General features: G+C 55.7%; 18 protein-coding genes. 6 read left to right on the top strand and 12 right to left on the bottom strand.

The features are described 5' to 3' along the window. Positions 1 to 4 precede the first annotated feature (4 nt). Positions 5 to 673, top strand: coding sequence for a TetR/AcrR family transcriptional regulator (locus tag ACXAF0_RS07725; protein WP_475345309.1), 669 nt, complete (start codon positions 5 to 7; stop codon positions 671 to 673). Between the two features lie 218 nt (positions 674 to 891). Then, the gene (locus ACXAF0_RS07720) at positions 892 to 2,055 is read left to right on the top strand and encodes a hypothetical protein (protein ID WP_475345308.1); all 1,164 of its coding nucleotides are present in this window, start codon (positions 892 to 894) and stop codon (positions 2,053 to 2,055) included. 24 nt (positions 2,056 to 2,079) lie between these two features. On the opposite strand, the gene ACXAF0_RS07715 is transcribed toward ACXAF0_RS07720, so the two are convergent. Next, positions 2,080 to 2,349, bottom strand: coding sequence for a hypothetical protein (locus ACXAF0_RS07715; RefSeq protein WP_475345307.1), 270 nt, complete (start codon positions 2,347 to 2,349; stop codon positions 2,080 to 2,082). A gap of 195 nt (positions 2,350 to 2,544) precedes the next feature. Between ACXAF0_RS07715 and ACXAF0_RS07710 the strand changes: the two genes are divergently transcribed. Next, the gene (locus tag ACXAF0_RS07710; protein ID WP_475345306.1) at positions 2,545 to 2,928 is read left to right on the top strand and encodes a c-type cytochrome; all 384 of its coding nucleotides are present in this window, start codon (positions 2,545 to 2,547) and stop codon (positions 2,926 to 2,928) included. A gap of 89 nt (positions 2,929 to 3,017) precedes the next feature. After that, positions 3,018 to 3,779: a substrate-binding periplasmic protein gene (locus ACXAF0_RS07705; RefSeq protein ID WP_475345305.1), complete on the top strand. Its 762-nt coding sequence runs from the start codon at positions 3,018 to 3,020 to the stop codon at positions 3,777 to 3,779. Between the two features lie 135 nt (positions 3,780 to 3,914). On the opposite strand, the gene ACXAF0_RS07700 is transcribed toward ACXAF0_RS07705, so the two are convergent. Further along, positions 3,915 to 4,823 (bottom strand): arylamine N-acetyltransferase family protein, encoded by a 909-nt coding sequence (locus tag ACXAF0_RS07700; RefSeq protein ID WP_475345304.1) that lies wholly within the window; start codon positions 4,821 to 4,823, stop codon positions 3,915 to 3,917. A gap of 386 nt (positions 4,824 to 5,209) precedes the next feature. Between ACXAF0_RS07700 and ACXAF0_RS07695 the strand changes: the two genes are divergently transcribed. Continuing rightward, on the top strand, positions 5,210 to 6,064 hold the full coding sequence (locus ACXAF0_RS07695; RefSeq protein WP_475345303.1) for a D-amino-acid transaminase: 855 nt from the start codon (positions 5,210 to 5,212) through the stop codon (positions 6,062 to 6,064). A 124-nt stretch (positions 6,065 to 6,188) separates the two neighbouring features. Here the strand turns inward: ACXAF0_RS07695 and ACXAF0_RS07690 are convergent, their stop codons facing one another. From ACXAF0_RS07690 to ACXAF0_RS07675, 4 genes are read right to left on the bottom strand one after another with little or no spacing between them, the layout of a single operon-like run. Then, positions 6,189 to 7,625 (bottom strand): ABC transporter ATP-binding protein, encoded by a 1,437-nt coding sequence (locus tag ACXAF0_RS07690; RefSeq protein WP_475345302.1) that lies wholly within the window; start codon positions 7,623 to 7,625, stop codon positions 6,189 to 6,191. Continuing rightward, the gene (locus ACXAF0_RS07685; protein ID WP_475345301.1) at positions 7,625 to 8,467 is read right to left on the bottom strand and encodes an ABC transporter permease; all 843 of its coding nucleotides are present in this window, start codon (positions 8,465 to 8,467) and stop codon (positions 7,625 to 7,627) included. Before ACXAF0_RS07685 ends, ACXAF0_RS07690 begins: the two co-directional genes overlap by 1 nt. Next, complete coding sequence (locus ACXAF0_RS07680) at positions 8,464 to 9,405, bottom strand: ABC transporter permease (RefSeq protein ID WP_475345300.1); 942 nt, start codon at positions 9,403 to 9,405, stop codon at positions 8,464 to 8,466. Before ACXAF0_RS07680 ends, ACXAF0_RS07685 begins: the two co-directional genes overlap by 4 nt. After that, positions 9,402 to 10,952, bottom strand: coding sequence for an ABC transporter substrate-binding protein (locus ACXAF0_RS07675; protein ID WP_475345299.1), 1,551 nt, complete (start codon positions 10,950 to 10,952; stop codon positions 9,402 to 9,404). Before ACXAF0_RS07675 ends, ACXAF0_RS07680 begins: the two co-directional genes overlap by 4 nt. A gap of 195 nt (positions 10,953 to 11,147) precedes the next feature. Here ACXAF0_RS07675 and ACXAF0_RS07670 point away from each other — a divergent pair, with 195 nt between their 5' ends. Then, a complete protein-coding gene (locus ACXAF0_RS07670; protein WP_475345298.1) occupies positions 11,148 to 12,062 on the top strand; it encodes a DMT family transporter in 915 nt (304 codons plus the stop codon). A 54-nt stretch (positions 12,063 to 12,116) separates the two neighbouring features. Here ACXAF0_RS07670 and ACXAF0_RS07665 read toward each other — a convergent pair whose 3' ends face one another. From ACXAF0_RS07665 to ACXAF0_RS07640, 6 genes are all read right to left on the bottom strand, one after another. Then, on the bottom strand, positions 12,117 to 12,311 hold the full coding sequence (locus tag ACXAF0_RS07665) for a hypothetical protein (RefSeq protein ID WP_475345297.1): 195 nt from the start codon (positions 12,309 to 12,311) through the stop codon (positions 12,117 to 12,119). Beyond that, positions 12,292 to 12,873: a hypothetical protein gene (locus tag ACXAF0_RS07660; protein WP_475345296.1), complete on the bottom strand. Its 582-nt coding sequence runs from the start codon at positions 12,871 to 12,873 to the stop codon at positions 12,292 to 12,294. The genes ACXAF0_RS07665 and ACXAF0_RS07660 overlap by 20 nt, the downstream gene beginning before the upstream one ends. Beyond that, the gene (locus tag ACXAF0_RS07655; RefSeq protein WP_475345295.1) at positions 12,870 to 13,751 is read right to left on the bottom strand and encodes a TIGR01459 family HAD-type hydrolase; all 882 of its coding nucleotides are present in this window, start codon (positions 13,749 to 13,751) and stop codon (positions 12,870 to 12,872) included. Before ACXAF0_RS07655 ends, ACXAF0_RS07660 begins: the two co-directional genes overlap by 4 nt. A 72-nt stretch (positions 13,752 to 13,823) precedes the next feature. Then, entirely contained in the window at positions 13,824 to 14,954 is a 1,131-nt protein-coding gene (locus tag ACXAF0_RS07650; protein WP_475345294.1) for a quinone-dependent dihydroorotate dehydrogenase, read from the bottom strand. A gap of 102 nt (positions 14,955 to 15,056) precedes the next feature. Next, a complete protein-coding gene (locus ACXAF0_RS07645; RefSeq protein ID WP_475345293.1) occupies positions 15,057 to 15,503 on the bottom strand; it encodes a hypothetical protein in 447 nt (148 codons plus the stop codon). Further along, positions 15,503 to 16,750 (bottom strand): MFS transporter, encoded by a 1,248-nt coding sequence (locus ACXAF0_RS07640; protein ID WP_475345292.1) that lies wholly within the window; start codon positions 16,748 to 16,750, stop codon positions 15,503 to 15,505. Before ACXAF0_RS07640 ends, ACXAF0_RS07645 begins: the two co-directional genes overlap by 1 nt. Position 16,751: the final 1 nt, after the last annotated feature.

The raw sequence follows: 16,751 nt of genomic DNA, 5'->3' as shown, positions 1-16,751 counted from the left end.
AAAGATGAGTGAAACGCCAGAAAAGCTTGAAAAACAACACGCTCGCGGTACGGCACGCCGTCGCGCGATGATGGATGCTGCATGGGCGTTATTGCTTGAACGTGGCTTTTCCGGCGTGACCCTTAACGATGTTATTTCGCAATCAGGCGGGTCACGTACAACCCTTTACGAGGCATTTGGCGGAAAGGATGGCTTGCTTGCAGCCGTCATGACCGAACAATGCAAGGAGTTCTCCGCGGAACTGCATATTTCGCTGGAAACCGATCTCCCTCCCCGTGATGCCCTGACGGACTTCGGGACCAAATTGGCCCAAAAGATTGTAACCGAGGAAGTCGCCCGCTTCACTCAAATTCTGTATTCCGAAGGCCAGCATTTTCTCCCCCTGATTGAGAAATTCTTTGAAGTCGGACCCGACAGCACCCGCAAGCACCTTGCCGATTACCTGTCGCGTCAGGAAAAACTTGGCCGGATAAAAATTGACGATCCGGACCATTCGGCGGAAATGTTCGAATGCCTGATCATTGGTGACTGGCAATCGCGCATCATGAAACACAATCCCCGCCCGCCCATGACCGAACAGGAAATCAGTGAACGCGTATCGCGGGCGGTTGATACATTCCTGTGCGGTATTGCGACACCCGAAACGCGCGAAACGTTTGGCTGCGGTGAATAGCCCCCATCTTCTAGATGACATCAGGTATTCCTAACCCCTCGCTGCTGACAACATCCTGTCAGGAACGGTATGGGCGCGGCCATTTTGCCCCTAGGTGACCTGCATCACATGTGATTTATTTTGCCCTAACATTACCAAAATTGCGATAAACTCTGGTTCGTGTTCCCCAAATGAGAGCGATGCATTTTTGCATCCAGGCAAAGCAAAAGGATCACGACATGCAGCTGCGAAAGGCACTTACCGGCTTTGGCGTCCTTGCAATTTCGATTACAGGTCTGATCCCGCGCGCCAACGCCATCTCCATCGAAGATGCCCGCACTGCGGTTGATGCCATCCTGATGCAATCGGGTATCGCTGCGACCGAGGTCGATGCGCGCACCGTGGACGGTGATGCGGTCGAGCTGGTCTATGACGGTATTTCGCTTGATCTCAGCGGTTATTCCACCCCGCGCCAACTGGTGATGGATGATGTTCTGGTCTCTGTGCGCGACACCGACAGCGCCGAACAGGTTGATCTCGATGTCAAACTGCCCGAAACCGCCAAGATGCTGGCCGAAGCCACCAGCGATCAGCGCGATTTGACGCTGCGTAATGCAGGGGGCTATTTGCGCTGGGATACCGCGCGCAATGTGCCGGTGACCTTTGACGGCTTTGCCGATTTTCTGGTTGGTGAAGAAACGGTCACGCGCAAACACTGGATGCTGAATGGCCTGATCATTCAATGGCTGCCGGAAATGGCACGCATTGCCTGGCAGGCGGCAGAATGGACCGGCCCGAACCGGGAAAAGCGGGGCTCGATCAAATCGGCCAACTTTACGCTCTATCCCGGTGAAGACGGCAGCACCCATCTTGATTACGCCCATGATGGCTTGTGGCTGCCAAGCCTTCTGCAGCCGCGCACAGTAAGGGTCAAAACCAGCAGTGCGGGCCTGCCCTGGTCCGAAGCCCAGCCGATCATTGAAAAGGGCTTCCACGATATCCTGACCGGCACCGCTCCGCGCTTTGCCCGTCGCCAGATCGGCGATGCACTGTGGAAGAAGGCCGCGCAAAATGGCGCCCCGGTCACGGTTGACGAGTTCTATGTCGAATCCCGTGGCCTTGAAGCCCTTGGTTCCGGCGAATTCATGGCCCAGGCCGCCGCACGATACGGCTTTACCGGTGATTTCGATTTTCGTCTTCTGGGTCAGGACAAGCTTGTCGATCTGCTGGGCACGCCCGACAGCCCGACCTTGCTTGGCGCGCTTGTCCCCTTTGCCGTCAACGGCCTTGCCGCCGGTCGCCCCGGCCCGCAAGGCACCACCGAATATGATGGCCAATTGCTGCCCGATGGCCGGATTGTGATCAATGGCCTGACGGTGTTTCGTACCGCGGATGGCAGCTAGGTAATGGCGGCTGCAACCACCGGTCTATGCAGCCGAATAGTGCTTTATTGCCATGACATTGACGCCGTGGTGGCGTTTTACAGCAAGCATTTCGGCTAGCAGGCCTTTGTCATTGACGGTGATCGCATTGTTGAACTCCGTCGCCCGGATGGCGGGTTGATCCTGATGCTCCATCCCGCAAGCAAGGGCCAGACAGCCGGTCAATCCCTGCTTAAGCTGGTGTTCGACGTCGAAGATGTCGAAAGCGTCCGAAACGCGTTTATTAACGCCGGGTTGGATGTCGGACCGATCCATCAGGCGGACAATTATCAGTTTGCAAACCTCAAGGATCCGGCAAAGAATTCGGTGTCTATCTCAAGCCGCGCATTCGCCTGACCATCAAGTCCAATCTGCCATTTCTTCGTATCGGAATGCCTTAGGAAATTCGTTACCTTGCCTTGCTATACAACCGATCATAAGACAATCCACACGGCCTTTGGGGAGCACAGCATGCAGAAAAGCAGCCTTGTCATTCTTGTGACCGGCATTTTCGCCGCCGGCATGTGGGGGATCGGGGATTACATGTCGCACAAGGGCGAGGAATATGGTGATGTAACCCGCGGCCAATCCATTGCGGAACAAACCTGTTTGCGCTGCCACCCCAAGTTTGACGGGGATCCCCTGCCCTATCCGAACGTGACCAGCGCCCCACCGCTTGCCAGTTTCGGGCAACGCTGGCCGCTTGAAAACCTTGAAGAAGCCCTGGCCGAGGGCATCACGGTATCGCATGACAACATGACGATGCCGGAATTTTCCTTTACGCCGGAAACCATCGCCGATCTGCTGAGCTATATGGAAAAACTCACGCAGGAAGCGAATGCAAAAACCAATTAGTAAACCTTTGCGCATCTCAGCCCCTTAACAATCCCGATCCGCTTGCCATATGAAACATATCCCCTGTTTTTTCGGCACCGGAGACGGCCTTGTTTCACCGGCTTATTATTGCGGCCCTGACATTGCTTTTGTTACCTTTGAGCACAAAGGCGCAGGAACCGATCGTGATCGCCACCAACATCTATCCGCCCTATATCAACGAGGATGTTGAAAACAGTTTTCTGCCCGAACTGTTTACCGAAATCGGGACCAAGATGGGGGTAAAATTCCGCTTTGAAATCATGCCCTGGCGCCGCTGCGAGCAGGAAGTCGAAAACCATAATGCCTGGGGTGCCATCCCTTACCTTAAAACAGATGTTCGCGAACGGAGTTTCGCCTTCTCAGACACAATATACCTGGCTGACTCCCATTTCTTTGCCTACGACGCTGCTGGTGTCAAACCGCGATATAACTATTCAGACCTAACTGACCTTCAAGGTCTTCGAATTGGCGGAGTTCATGGCTACTATTATGAAAGCTGGTTTGAAAAAGCCGGCCTTGATGTCGATTTCGCCCATTCCGAAGAACAGAATTTAAGACGCCTCAAAGCCGGACGGATCGATCTCTTTCCCGGGGCAACCACGCTGGGGTGGTATCAGATCCGTCAACTGTTCCCGCCCGAAGAGGCAGCGAACTTCTATACGCTTGAGAACCCGCTGATTGACGGCGCGGGCCTGCATCTGATGACATCAAAAACCTATCCTGATACTTACGCATTGCTCAAACGCTTCAACACCGCGATGGCAGAGGTCAAATCATCAGGTACCTACGCCCAACTTGTCGAGAAACACGGGCTGATGTTGCGGTTCTAACTCACGCGATCACTAACAAAAGGCCATGACAGGGGTGCAGCCCCGTCATGGCCTTTATAACACCGGTCCCGCGCACACCGCACAATCGTCCGCGGACCCCGGTGCTATTCGTTATTTCGTTGTGGTGCTGTGGCACTATGCGAGTTTGGTGAAAACCTTTTGCCATTCCGGCTTGGGCGTGATGCCAAAGATATCCTCAAGCGTCTGGGCAATGTCGCCGATCGAAAGCGTGTGACGTTCCTCCTCGCCACTGACCAAGCGGATGGTCAGATGATTGTTGCGCAGCGTAAAGCGGGCAAATGCGGCGGATCTGGCCGCAACAAGATCGGTGTTAAAGCCGCCTTCCGGATGATGGGCGGCATACCAGTTCATGACATCAAAATCGACATCCGCCACCGGCGCGAAATCAATCTCTTGCACGGGCTTCCAGACACCACCGCGTTCAAGCTCGATACGATAGCCATGCGCGAGCGTGATCACGCGATAGGTGTCATGCGGGGTGACCTGCGGCGCACTGGTGGCCAGCCAAAGCGGTGCGGTCGGTACACAGCCGCCCAGACCGACATCAGCCAGCCATGCTTCACCGTCAATCATGACCCGATTGGCCATATGACAGCGCGGGCGGGGCAATTCATGGGCGCCATAGCCCCACAAAACGCACCCCGCCAGGGCTTGGACCTCAAAACCCAGACTGCGCAACACCCGGCCAAACAGGGAATTATGCTCAAAGCAATATCCGCCGCGATCTTCGTGGATCAGCTTGCGGTCAATATCGGCAGGCGCCAAGCTGATCGGTTTGCCCAGCAACACGTCAATCGCCTCAAACGGGATGTTGGCCGGATGCAGGGCATGCAACGCCTGAAGCACATCAAGGGTGGCCGTGCGCGGGCCCTCATAGCCGATCCGGTCGAAATAGGCGTCCAGATCGACTTCCGGTTCCGGCGCGCGGATCGGCTTTGCCCAACTGGCATTGATGCGGCCCTGAAGACCATGGCGGTCATTGGCGACCAGCACTTCGTCGGCGATTGGTTGCGGGCTGTTCATCACAGGGCTCCATCCGTTTCAAAGACGTTTTTGTTCCTCTGATGCAGGACGATAGAACCTAAACCTATGTTAAGGTCAAAAAGAAAATCACCACAAAGATGAAATCGAATAATCTGCGAATAAATCCGCAAAATGCGGACCATATAATACTCAAATCACGTTGACTCCCACCCACAGAAACAACAATTCACCTTTTACACGCACGATATAGAGCTTTTGCACGACAGATTGCGTGCGCCTGTGATATTTGAGAGTCTAAGGAACGTAAAACAGACGGTCGCCGTGGGTCGAAACAAGATCGCATCATAAGGCAGACCTTTGGGAACGTCGCTTTATCCACACAGAACGGATCGCAAAAGATCCGCTTGTCAGACAGGAAAGTTACCATGCGCACTGTTTATGTGAACGGCGAGTTTTTGCCGGAAACCGAAGCAAAGATTTCGATTTTTGACCGATCCTTCCTGTTCGCCGACGGCGTGTATGAGGTCACCTCGGTCCTTGATGGCAAGCTGATTGACTTTATGGGTCATATGAAGCGCCTGGAACGCTCGCTCAAGGAACTGAAATTCGATTTCAAACCCGATATCGACCAGCTTCTTGAAGCGCACCGCGAACTGGTGAAAGTCAATGACATCACCGAAGGCCTGATTTATCTGCAGGTTTCGCGTGGCTCGGCCGGTGATCGTGATTTCGCGATTTCCAAAACCACCCCGCCAACCATCGTGATGTTCACCCAATCCAAATCGCTGATCAACTCGCCGCTGGCCGAACGCGGTCAGAAGATCATGACTTTCCCCGATATCCGCTGGCGCCGCTCGGACATCAAGACCGTGCAGTTGCTCTATGCGTCGCTTCTGAAAACCGACGTCGCCGCACAAGGCAAGGATGATGCCTGGATGGTGCTGGATGGTTACATCACCGAAGGGTCGAGCAACAACGCCTATATCGTTACCAAGGACGGCACGATCGTCACCCGCGAACTGTCGACCGACATCCTGCATGGCATCACCCGCGCATCGGTTCTGAAATGCGCCGAAGAACTGCAGCTCAAGGTCGAAGAACGCCACTTCACCGTCGAAGAAGCCCAGAACGCGGCTGAAGCCTTCTCGACCTCGGCATCGGCCTTTGTCTGCCCGGTGGTTGAAATTGACGACAAGCCGATTGGCGAAGGCGTACCGGGCCCGGTCGCCAAACGCCTGCGCGAGATCTATATCGAAGCCAACCGCAAGATGGCCCTCTGATCTGCCGTTAAATGATCCGTATGATCGTCTCCTCAATGTCGATCAAACTGCGAAACGCCGCCCGTTTTCGGGCGGCGTTTTTGCATTTGGTCATGCATTAACAAGTTGGGCTATTGCCAGCCCCTTAGGCAGCAGTCCTTTGATCCCCGTTGACAGGCAAAGAGCCCAGATCAATCACGTGATCGGCAATCTTGTTTGCCAGGACATGATCGTGGGTCACCAGCATCAGGGCCAGATTGCGTTCGCGTACCTGTGCGACCAGAAGGTCGATCACCCGTTTCTGACTGACCGGATCAAGGCGCGATGTTGCTTCATCGGCAAATAGCATTGCAGGTTCAAGCAACAAGGCCCGCGCAATGGCAAAGCGTTGCAGCTCACCGCCAGAAATCGCATCGGGTCGACGAGCCAACAGTCCGGGCTCAAGCCCCAGCCCCTCAAGCATCCGGTTGATCGACGCACCATCAATGCCATGACGTTTACGCAAGTCGGCAAAGGCATCGCCAAGCGTTTGATGGGGAATGAAGGCGGCTGGCGGGTCCTGATAGATTTTCTGGTATTTGAAGGAAGGCAGATTTCCCGGTCTTTCGACCGTACCGAAATCGGCCTTGATCAATCCCAGCAGGATATTGCCGAGCGTGCTTTTCCCACAGCCACTTGGCCCCAGCGCAACCGTGATCTCGCCAGATCGCAATGTCAGGTCAAGCTCTTTGAAAAGCGCCTTCTCGCCAAAAGACTTGCCAAGGCTGCGGGCTGCAATCACCGCATCGTCTGATACGTTGGTGTTTTGCGAAGACGCATCCCACTGACTGGGCAGGGCTGCGACAAGCGACTTGGTGTATGGGTCACTTGGTGCATGAAGCACGCTATCGGCCTTGCCCAATTCCACGAGCACACCATTGCGCATGACGCCGATCATGCCCGTGGTCTGCATGGCAAGTTCAAGGTCATGGGTAATCACCATCACCGTACGGCCAAGTGATACTTCATGATTGATCATCCCGGCGACAACGTCACAAAGGGCACGGTCAAGCCCCTTGGTCGGTTCATCCGCCAGAAGCACCATGCTTCCCGCCGCATGCGCCATCGCAATTGACGCGCGCTGCGCCATACCGCCAGACAGCTCGAACGGAAATGATCTGGCCGCGTGATCAAGCCCCACCGATTGCAAATCCTTCATCGCACGGGTCTTGGCGTCATTCCATGACACCCGATGCAAGGCCGGATAAATCTCGGCGACTTGTGATCGGATATTCATCGTCGGATCAAGCGATCGCGACGGTTCTTGCGGCAGCAACGAGAATTTGCGTCCCCACAATGCGCGGCGTTCTGCGGCTGACAATGCCAGAAGGTTTTCACCATCAAGCAAGATGGCCCCTTCGCAGATCAATTCATCCGGCAGGCTTCCCATCACCGCATGCATGACAAGGCTTTTGCCTGATCCGGTTTCCCCAATCAGACAGATTGGATTACCCGAACCAAACGCAAAAGACACATCACGCACCAGAACCGTGCCATCGCGGGTCTTGATGCTGAGGTTTTCCAGTCTGATTTCAGAACTCATCAGCTTTTTCTCCCGGCAAGCAACTGAAGCGACAGCACAAGCAGGAAAATCACGCCTGCGGGCATCAGAACCTGAAGCGGGGCTTCGCTGTAATAGGGCATCAGTTCGACGATCATCGCGCCAAGTTCCGGGGTCGGCGGACGAAGCCCCACATGAATGGCGCTTAATGTACTGACCGCAATGATGGCCGAGCCCATGGCAAAGGCAAACAGCGTCATCATCGGCCCCGCAAGAGCCGGCAGAACGATCCGAGCAAACACGTAAAACGGCCCAAAGCCCAGCAACCGGGTGGCTTCACAACATGGCAAAGCCAAAACACGCGCCGTTTCAATCCGTGCCACGCGGAAAAACTCCACCCACAGATAAAGCGCAAGACCAAGATAAAGTGGCCCAAACTTACCCGGCGCAAACGCCATCAACAAAAGCACCAACAACAATCCCGGCAAGGCCAGAATAATGTCAGACAGGGCAACAAGCCCGCGCTCGACCCAACCACCCCGGCTGGCCGCAAGAATGCCAAGAGCAATGCCCGGCACAGCAGCACTCAGTGCTGTAACAAAGGCCATGACAAAGGAAAGCTGGGCTCCGTGCACCAGGCGCGCGGCCATGGATCTCCCGAAATGGTCCGTCCCCAACCAGTGGGCCGGATCACCCGGCGCGACAAGCACCGCAAGATAATCCTGAAAAAGCGGATCGGCCCCGACCACCAAGGGCCCGACAAAGGCAAACGCCAAAAGGGCCAGAAGGATGACCGCACCGACAATACGCACCGGCTGCCAGAAGGTCGGCTTGGCACCATCGCGCAGTTCGACCGGCAAGTGGGTTAAAGATGCTGTATTCATGCGGCCCTCCGACCCAGTCGGGGATCAAGACGCAAACACATCAGATCGACAATGATGTTCAGCAGCACAAACAAGCCGCCCATCGCCAGCGCCGTTCCCTGCACCATCGGCACATCACGCGCAATGATGGCATGGACCAGCGCATGACCAATGCCCGGAAAGGCAAAGATGGATTCAACCACCACCACGCCTTCGACCAGATAAACCATCTGCAAACCAAGATAGGTCACCACTGGTAACGACGCGTTTCGTATGCCGTGACGCATCACGACGGTGCGGTCTGACAGCCCCTTATAGCGGCCATGGGCAAAATACGGACTTGCCGCCACTTCGCTCATGGCGTCGCGCATCACCCTTGATGACATCGCCGCCAGACCAAGCGCCAGTGTCAGGGATGGCAGGACCATGTTGCTCCAGCCGCCAAATCCGGCGGTCGGGAACCAGCGCAATGTCACGCCAAACACCATCATGAAAACAATCGCCAGCACAAAGGGCGGCACGGCGCGCAAGGCAACGGCAACCAGAAGACTGACCCGATCAAAAATTGATCCCGGGAACAACCCGGCAATCGCCCCGACAAGCGGGCCGACCACAAGCGCCAGCACAAAGGCAAGCGCTGCCAGCCAAAGGGTATAGCCAAGCTGAAGGGCAATTTCGTGCAGAACCGGCGCACCAGACACCAGCGAATGGCCAAGGTCAAAGCGGATCAGGTCCCCCATCCACGCCAGAAACCGGAACAATACCGGCTGGTCCAGGCCAAGTTCGGCCCGGACCATATCCGATATCGCATTATCCATCATGTCCGGACCATAGCGACCTGCGGCAATGCGCAAGGCCGGATCACCCGGCAGGAAATACATCAGCGCAAAGCTGATCGATCCGACAATCAGGACAACGGCAACCAGCTGTAACAAACGGGTTGCTATCAGTTGCTTCATTTTACCCACCGCAGGTCAGACAGGTAGTAGTTCTGCTCAAACGGGTCGACAAACAGGTTTTCAAGCTTGTCCGTTGTCGCCACGGCCAGTTCGCTCCAGACCACCGGAATGGTCGGCAGCTCATATTGCAGGATCGATGTTAGCTGGTTTTGCATATCAGCGCGGACAGCACTGTCGGTCGTGCGACCAAGTGCGGCAAGAAGATCAGCGGCCTCGTCATTGTTCCAGTTCATCGCCCCCCAATCTGCACCGCCGGGACCATAATCGGCCATCACGGTTGCCAAGGGATCAGGCACCATCGAGAAACTGCGTGTGATCAGCGCGATCTCAAGGGTGCCATCTGCATGACCCGACGGAATTTCGGTATAGCTTCCAACGGAGATTTCCAGATTGATACCCACCGCTTTCAACTGGCTTTGAAGCGCGGTCGCGATCAAAGGAAGGTCCGGCCAGCTGGCATAGGTGCGCAGCGTGATTGAGAAACGCTTGCCATCCTTTTCAAGAATACCGTCCAATCCTTCGACCCAGCCTGCCTCGGCCAGAAGATCGCGCGCCTTTTGCGGATCAAATTCAAAAGCCGGGATTTGTTGATTGTTCCAGCCGACAATCGATGGCGGGAACATCTGGGTTGCCGCAAGATCAACATTGCGCATGACCACAGCAGCAATCGCCTTACGGTCAATCGCAAGGCTCAGCGCCTGACGCTCGATCACGTCATCAAAGAACGGCTTTGACACATCGAATTTCAAAAGACGAGTACGCGGAACTGTCGCGATCTCGACATTGACCGATGGATCATTATTCAACTGATTGACCGCAACCGGCAGCAAAGACAAAACCAGATCAGCATCACCGCTTTGCGCCATCATCGCACGGGTTTCCCCACGCGAAACAGCAAGGTAGCTGACCTTTTCAATCTCGGCCTTGCCATTCCACCAGTTTTCAAAGGCACTCATCTCGACACGCAGCGGCGGGATCACGTCATCCACGCGATAGGCACCAGTCCCAATGATCGCAGTAACATCGCCAGCTTCATCAAAGGATTTCGGTGCCAGAATGATGGTGCTGTAATGGGCCAGAAAGGCCGGCAACATGGAAAACGGCTCTGACAGGGTAATGACGACTTCATTACCTTCCGCCGAAATCCCCGTAATCGGTGCACGACCCAGAACACCCGGGCGATCAAACGCACGCTTGAGGTCACCTGCCACGACCTCCGCCGTCATGGCGCTGCCATCATGGAACTCAACACCATCACGCAGCTCAATATGCCAGGTCAAACCGTCATCGCTGACATGGGTGTCGCTTGCCAGCATCGGCACCAGTTGACCCTGACGGTTGACGGTGAACAGAGTTTCAGCTACCTGCATGCGGCTAAAAACGTATCCCGACTTGGCCGGATCAAGCCCGGAAATTTCAAGCGGGCTGGCAATATCAAGGATTTCATCATCAGCCGCAGCCATCACAGGCGCAGAAAATCCTGTCGTCATCGCCAGAGCAAGAATTCCGGCGGATACATACAGGTTACGCAAAACCGATTGGGTCATTGTGAACTCCTCAATCACAAATGTAATGTTATAACGTAACGTTACAAATCCGATCCCGCCTTCAATGTCAATCGGTTTTGCGAAGTACTCTCAATTAAGTTTGTCATCGGCGTGAAATCGAGGGCAGATGCCATTAAACCGATACCGCCCAGCTTCTTTTCTGGTCACATCATCGCAATTGCCCTAAAGGTGGAAATGCGCACCACCACAAAGCAGGAAGCCCCATTGGCCAGCCAGACGCCTTCACGCCAGAACAACCTTGCCGGCATCATGACCATGTGTGGCGGGGTGGCCGCACTTTGCATCAATGATGCGCTGGCCAAAAGCCTGATGGATCATTATTCCCCGTTCCAGATCATCTTCCTGCGCAACATGATCGCCCTGCCCTTTGCCTTTCTGCTCGCCCTTAAGATGGGCGGCTATCGCGGGTTGCGCTCAAGCCGGGTGGGTGTGCATTTCATGCGCGGCGTCATCTGGATTACCGCCACCGTGATGTTCTTTACCAGCATCCACCATCTGGGTCTGGCCGAGGCCACAGCATTGGCCTTTGTCGCCCCGCTTTTCATCACCGCCCTATCGGCAATTTTCATTGCCCGGGTCGGTTGGCGGCGCTGGCTTGCCGTCAGTGTCGGTTTTCTCGGTGTGCTGGTGATTGTCCGGCCGGGGGCGGCAACGTTTGAAGTCATGTCGCTGCTGCCCATCGCCACCGCACTCGCCTATGCGCTGTTGATGCTAAGCGCACGTTTTGTCGATACCCGCGAAACCATGTGGACGCTGTTGCTATATCTCAGCCTGACCAGTGCGATCCTGACCAGCATTCCGGTGATGTTTGTCTGGACAGCGGTCCGGGCCGAAGACATCTGGCTGTTTCTCGCAATTGCTGCTTTTGGTTCGATCGGGATCACCATGATCACGCAGGCGTTTCGGTTTGCCGAGGCGCCCACGGTGGCCCCGTTTGACTACACCGCACTGATCTGGGCCACCGCGCTTGGCTGGCTGTTCTGGGGTGAAACGCCCGACATGCTGACCTTTGTCGGCGCGGCGATCATTACCGCCAGTGGCCTCTTCGTCATCTTCCGTGAAAGCAAGGTCGCGGCAGAGAGCGAGTAAACAAAACCCGCCTTCAAACTGAAAGCGGGTGTCAGCAACAGCCGTGAAAACAGCTCAGTAGTTTGCTTTGAAGGTCGGCTCCTCACCGCGCTCAGCGGCAGCGGCAGCAATATTTCGAAGCAGCGCGCGTTTGCTTTCGGTGCGACGACGACCAGAATTTGGCTGCACAAAGCCACCACCAGAATAGCCGAGCTCGGCTTTCTTCTGGCTCACTTTCGCTGCCAATTCTTCAATCGTTATCTCGCGCATCAGCTTTCTTTTCCAAAAACGCCAAATCAAAATCACCAACTGTCTCTTCGACAATTCGCTTATTAAGGTAGTCTTTATCGACCTCAAACGCAAGCTGGTAGAGCTTTTGCGCCTGATCCAAGGCCTGCTCGTCATAGTTAGGCGGACAGTTATATTGCGCCATTCTGTCTGCAATCAGATCCTCAATACAGATGACGCTCACGGCACGGCCATTGTCGAGACGCAAAAGAAAAACGCGATCATAGCTTCCGCGGCCATCCATCAGCGTTCTGCCAACGACTTCCACGCCAACATCAAGAAATGGATGCTGAAATCCACGCGAAAAGGAACCCGGCCCGATACTTCTGACAAAACCGGCATCCTGCAACGCAGCTTCGAACTCTTCCTGCCAAGGTGTGACGATATCGAGATCACCGGAAACCAGCTCTCCCAAAGTAGCAAGTTCAGCGACTGCGCCACCAACAAGAACCGGTCTCAGATGCCCTTGATTGGCAACGGCATCTGATGCCTCTGCAACCAACCTGAGTGCTTCAACCAGTTCTGGCCGGTAGAACTCGCTCACCAGCAGAAATCCCCCATCGCGTAGGTGATGTGACGACCCGTGGCGGCCAGAAGGGCATCAAGCTTTCCCCGTTCCGGCAGGGTGCCGCGCGGAGCACCGAGTTCATCGGCGTGGATGCCGCCCGTGACAAGGGCAACGTCAAGACCGGCATTGTTGGAGCCGGCAATATCGGTCGAGATACTGTCACCCACGACCAGCAATTTGGCATCCGGCCCCTTGTCAAACGCCTGCAGACAGAAGTCATAGGCGCTTGCCAATGGCTTGCCTTCCCAGCGGACATTACCGCCAAGCTCTTCGTAACGTCCGGCAATGGCACCGGCACAGATGATGCGGTTGCCACCGCGGATCACTTCACGGTCCGGGTTCGGGCACAGCACCGGCAGGTCACGGGCCTTAAGCGCATGCAGCAGGTCCTCGTATTTCGAAACAGGATCATGATCCTCGTTCGGGCCGGTGACCAGGACCCAGTCGGCATCCGCGACCTCGGTGACGATTTCGACATCCTGCTTTTCAAACATCGACATGTCCCGCACGGGCCCGACCATCAGCACCTTGCGGCCCAGCTTGGCGTACCAGGGATCAGAGCGCGCAACCAGTTGGGCATAGGCGACCTCGCCCGACGCGACTGCGGGGCCATACAGATCACGCGAAATGCCCATATCTTCCATGCGCTTGATCACGACCGAGGACCGGCGCGGCGCGTTCGACAGAAGCGCAACCGGAATGTCGGCTTCCTTAAGGGCTGTCATCGCGGTAATCGAGCTTGGATAGGGTGTCACCCCGTCATGCACCACGCCCCAAAGATCAAGGATCACGGCATCATATTTGCCAATCACCTCGGACAGGCCATTGATCATTTCATAGGAGGCGGTTTGCATTCGGGTGTTCCTGTTTAAAGATAAAAATTGCCTTGGGGGTTATCGGCATGGGCGAAACCAAAAAACACAGGCTTAATTTTTCTTGGCGGCCTCGGCCTCACGCGCGGCACGGGCTTCATCGACCGGGATGTTCTTGCCCGAAATTTCCGGGAAGGCCGCCCCGACCGCATCCGCGACATTGGAAAAGCCATCCTTGCGCAGACGCCGTGACAGGTCTTCCTTGATGTCCGCGACCAGCTCAACCCCGTGATAGACCAGCGAGGAATAAAGCTGCACCAGCGATGCGCCATTGAGTATCTTTTCATAGGCATCCTTGCCCGATGCAATGCCGCCAACCCCGATCAAGGGAACCTTGCCCTCGGTCAAACGGTAAAAATCTGCCAGAACCTTGGTCGAGGGCGCCATCAATGGCGGGCCGGACAGGCCGCCCTTTTCATCCTGATCATAGGAATTAAGCCCAACCGGCCGATCAATCGTGGTGTTGGAAACGATCATGCCATCCAGCTTGACCTTGGTGACCACGGCGGCGATGTCGGATTTGTCTTCTTCAGTCAGGTCCGGTGCGACCTTGAGCAACACCGGCACACCCTTGGCAAAGCTGTTGCCCGCCTTGATGACAGCTTTCAAAAGCTTTTCAAGCGGGGCACGGCCCTGCAAAGCGCGCAGGCCCGGCGTGTTGGGCGAAGACACATTGACCACCAGATAATCGGCATAGGGACCAAGGGCCTCGACCCCCTTGGCGTAATCATCAGCGGCATCTTCGGAATATTTGTTTTTACCAAGGTTGGCGCCAAGAATGCCACGGCGCGCGCGTTTGCGCAGGCGATTGGCAACGGCCTCAGCACCCTCATTATTGAAGCCCATGCGGTTGATCACCGCCCGGTCGGAATAAAGCCGGAAAAGACGGGGTTTCGGGTTGCCCGGTTGGGGCAGTGGCGTGACGGAGCCGATTTCGACAAAACCAAACCCGTGCGACAGCATCTGGTTGGGGACTTCGCCGTTTTTATCAAAGCCGGCAGCAAGCCCGACCGGATTGGCGAATTTGCGTCCGAAAACCTCGGTCTCGAGGATCGGGGTTGCGTCCGTCGCGTCATCATCGCGCGGCACCAGATTGTTTTTCAACGCCCAGATGGCCAGACCATGGGCGGTCTCGGCATCGATCCAGCGGACAATCGGCAAAACCAGTGACTTATACCACCCCACGCGTCACACTCCGTGCTTGAAAAGACATGCCCTTTTCTTACGCGTGCACGCCCGACAGGGCAAGGCACAATCGCGCCCTGCCCTGTTAGAATATGGCCGATTTTATGCCTGATCAAGCATACGGCGTGCACTTGCAAGTGCAGCGTCCCGGTCGGCAACGACTTCCATCGGGAAATTGAACAACCGGCCCGAAATCGTATCGATCCGCTTGGTCAGAAGTGCGCCAAGCTCTGCATCCGTCGTCACATAAACATAGCCCTTGCAGTAGGTATTAAGCGCCTCGCGATGGTTCTTGATCCAGATATTGGAGGTCTTTTCATCCTCATGCGGTTCGTCATCATGATCATGGCTTGCCGGGATCCAGACCGCGACAAACGGTTTCTCCTGCGCCAGCAAACGTGCCAACCCTTCAAGCACGCCATTCACGCGGTCTTCTTCGTGAAGCTCTGGAAAGCGGACAAACACGACCGGCCAGTGGCCAAGATCAAAAAAGTCTGCACGCGGGGCCGGGCCGATGAAACCGGCGGGAACGGAATTTTCAACAGTCATCAGTCATTTCTTCCAAACAGGACAAGCAACAGGAACACCATCACAAGGAATGCAACCGCACCGGCCCCGTAAAACAGTCCCCACGTCAAAAGGGGTACGATCTGGGTCGCGCCAACCGTCATCAGTGTGCTGACGAAACGGCTGATTCCGTAATAGGCGGCATAATCGGTTGCGGGCTGCGCCCCAACTGACCAGCCAAGGATTTTGGCAGCAATTGTGACGTAAACGCCACTGACCCCGGCGCCAATCGCCACCGCCCCGATGATCGCGACCAGCTGATGTTCGATGGAATAGCCAACAAGCATCGCAACGAGTGAAGCCAAGGCAATACCGGCAAAGAACAGCATCGTTCGCACAAGGCCCAGATACCGCATCAACGGGATCGACACCGCCGAAGTTGCCAACATCGCAACCGGGCCCAACGTCCCGACGATCCAGCCGATTTCAGATACCGGCACGCCAATATCGACCAGCATCAATCGGTTCAACCCGACCAGCGGAAACATGATGCCACAGGCAATACACAAGATGATCAACCTGTTGCGCGACGCCCGGTCACGCAACAAACGCAGAAGACTGGCACCACCGCTGATCGCCTCAAGCTGTTCTGGCGCCGCGCTTTCCTGCCCGTCAAACTTGCGTAGCGACAACACCGGAAACAGAAGAACCACCAGCACAGCAGCCAGAATAAGAAACGTCAGCTGCCAGCCAAGATCACCCGCAAGGGCAACAAATGCCCCGCCGCCGATCATGCTGCCCGCCGACAGTGCGGCAAGCTTGGTTGCAGATGCGCTCGGTCGCCAGTCGGCCTCCACAAGCTTTACCGCCAGGGCATCGAGCGCAATGTCCATCGTCGCAATGGCAAGGACGATGCCAAAGCCCAAAACAAAAAGTGCCAGTGGTGCAAGCCCTTCGTTAAAGGCAACAACCACCAACCCCAGAACCGCAAGCGCCTGCATGGAGACGATCCAGCCAACCCGTTGCGATGAAAACGGCACACGCAACCGGTCAATCACCGGTGCCCAGAGAAACGTCAGACCAAAGGGCAAATACAAAAGATACAGCCAGCCCGCGGTCGAAATGTCGATCCCCTGTGCGCGCATCACGGTCGGCAAACCACCATTGACCACGCCAATGATCATGCCAAACCCGACATAAAGCGCATTTAGCCCAAACAGGATCAGGGCTTGACGGCGAAAGGCGGAGGGGAATTTCCCCTCCGCACCTGCATTCATCATCGAAGACATG

Source organism: Thalassospira sp. ABD4_177, assembly GCF_056160125.1.
This window is presented reverse-complemented; position numbering and strand designations above follow the sequence as displayed.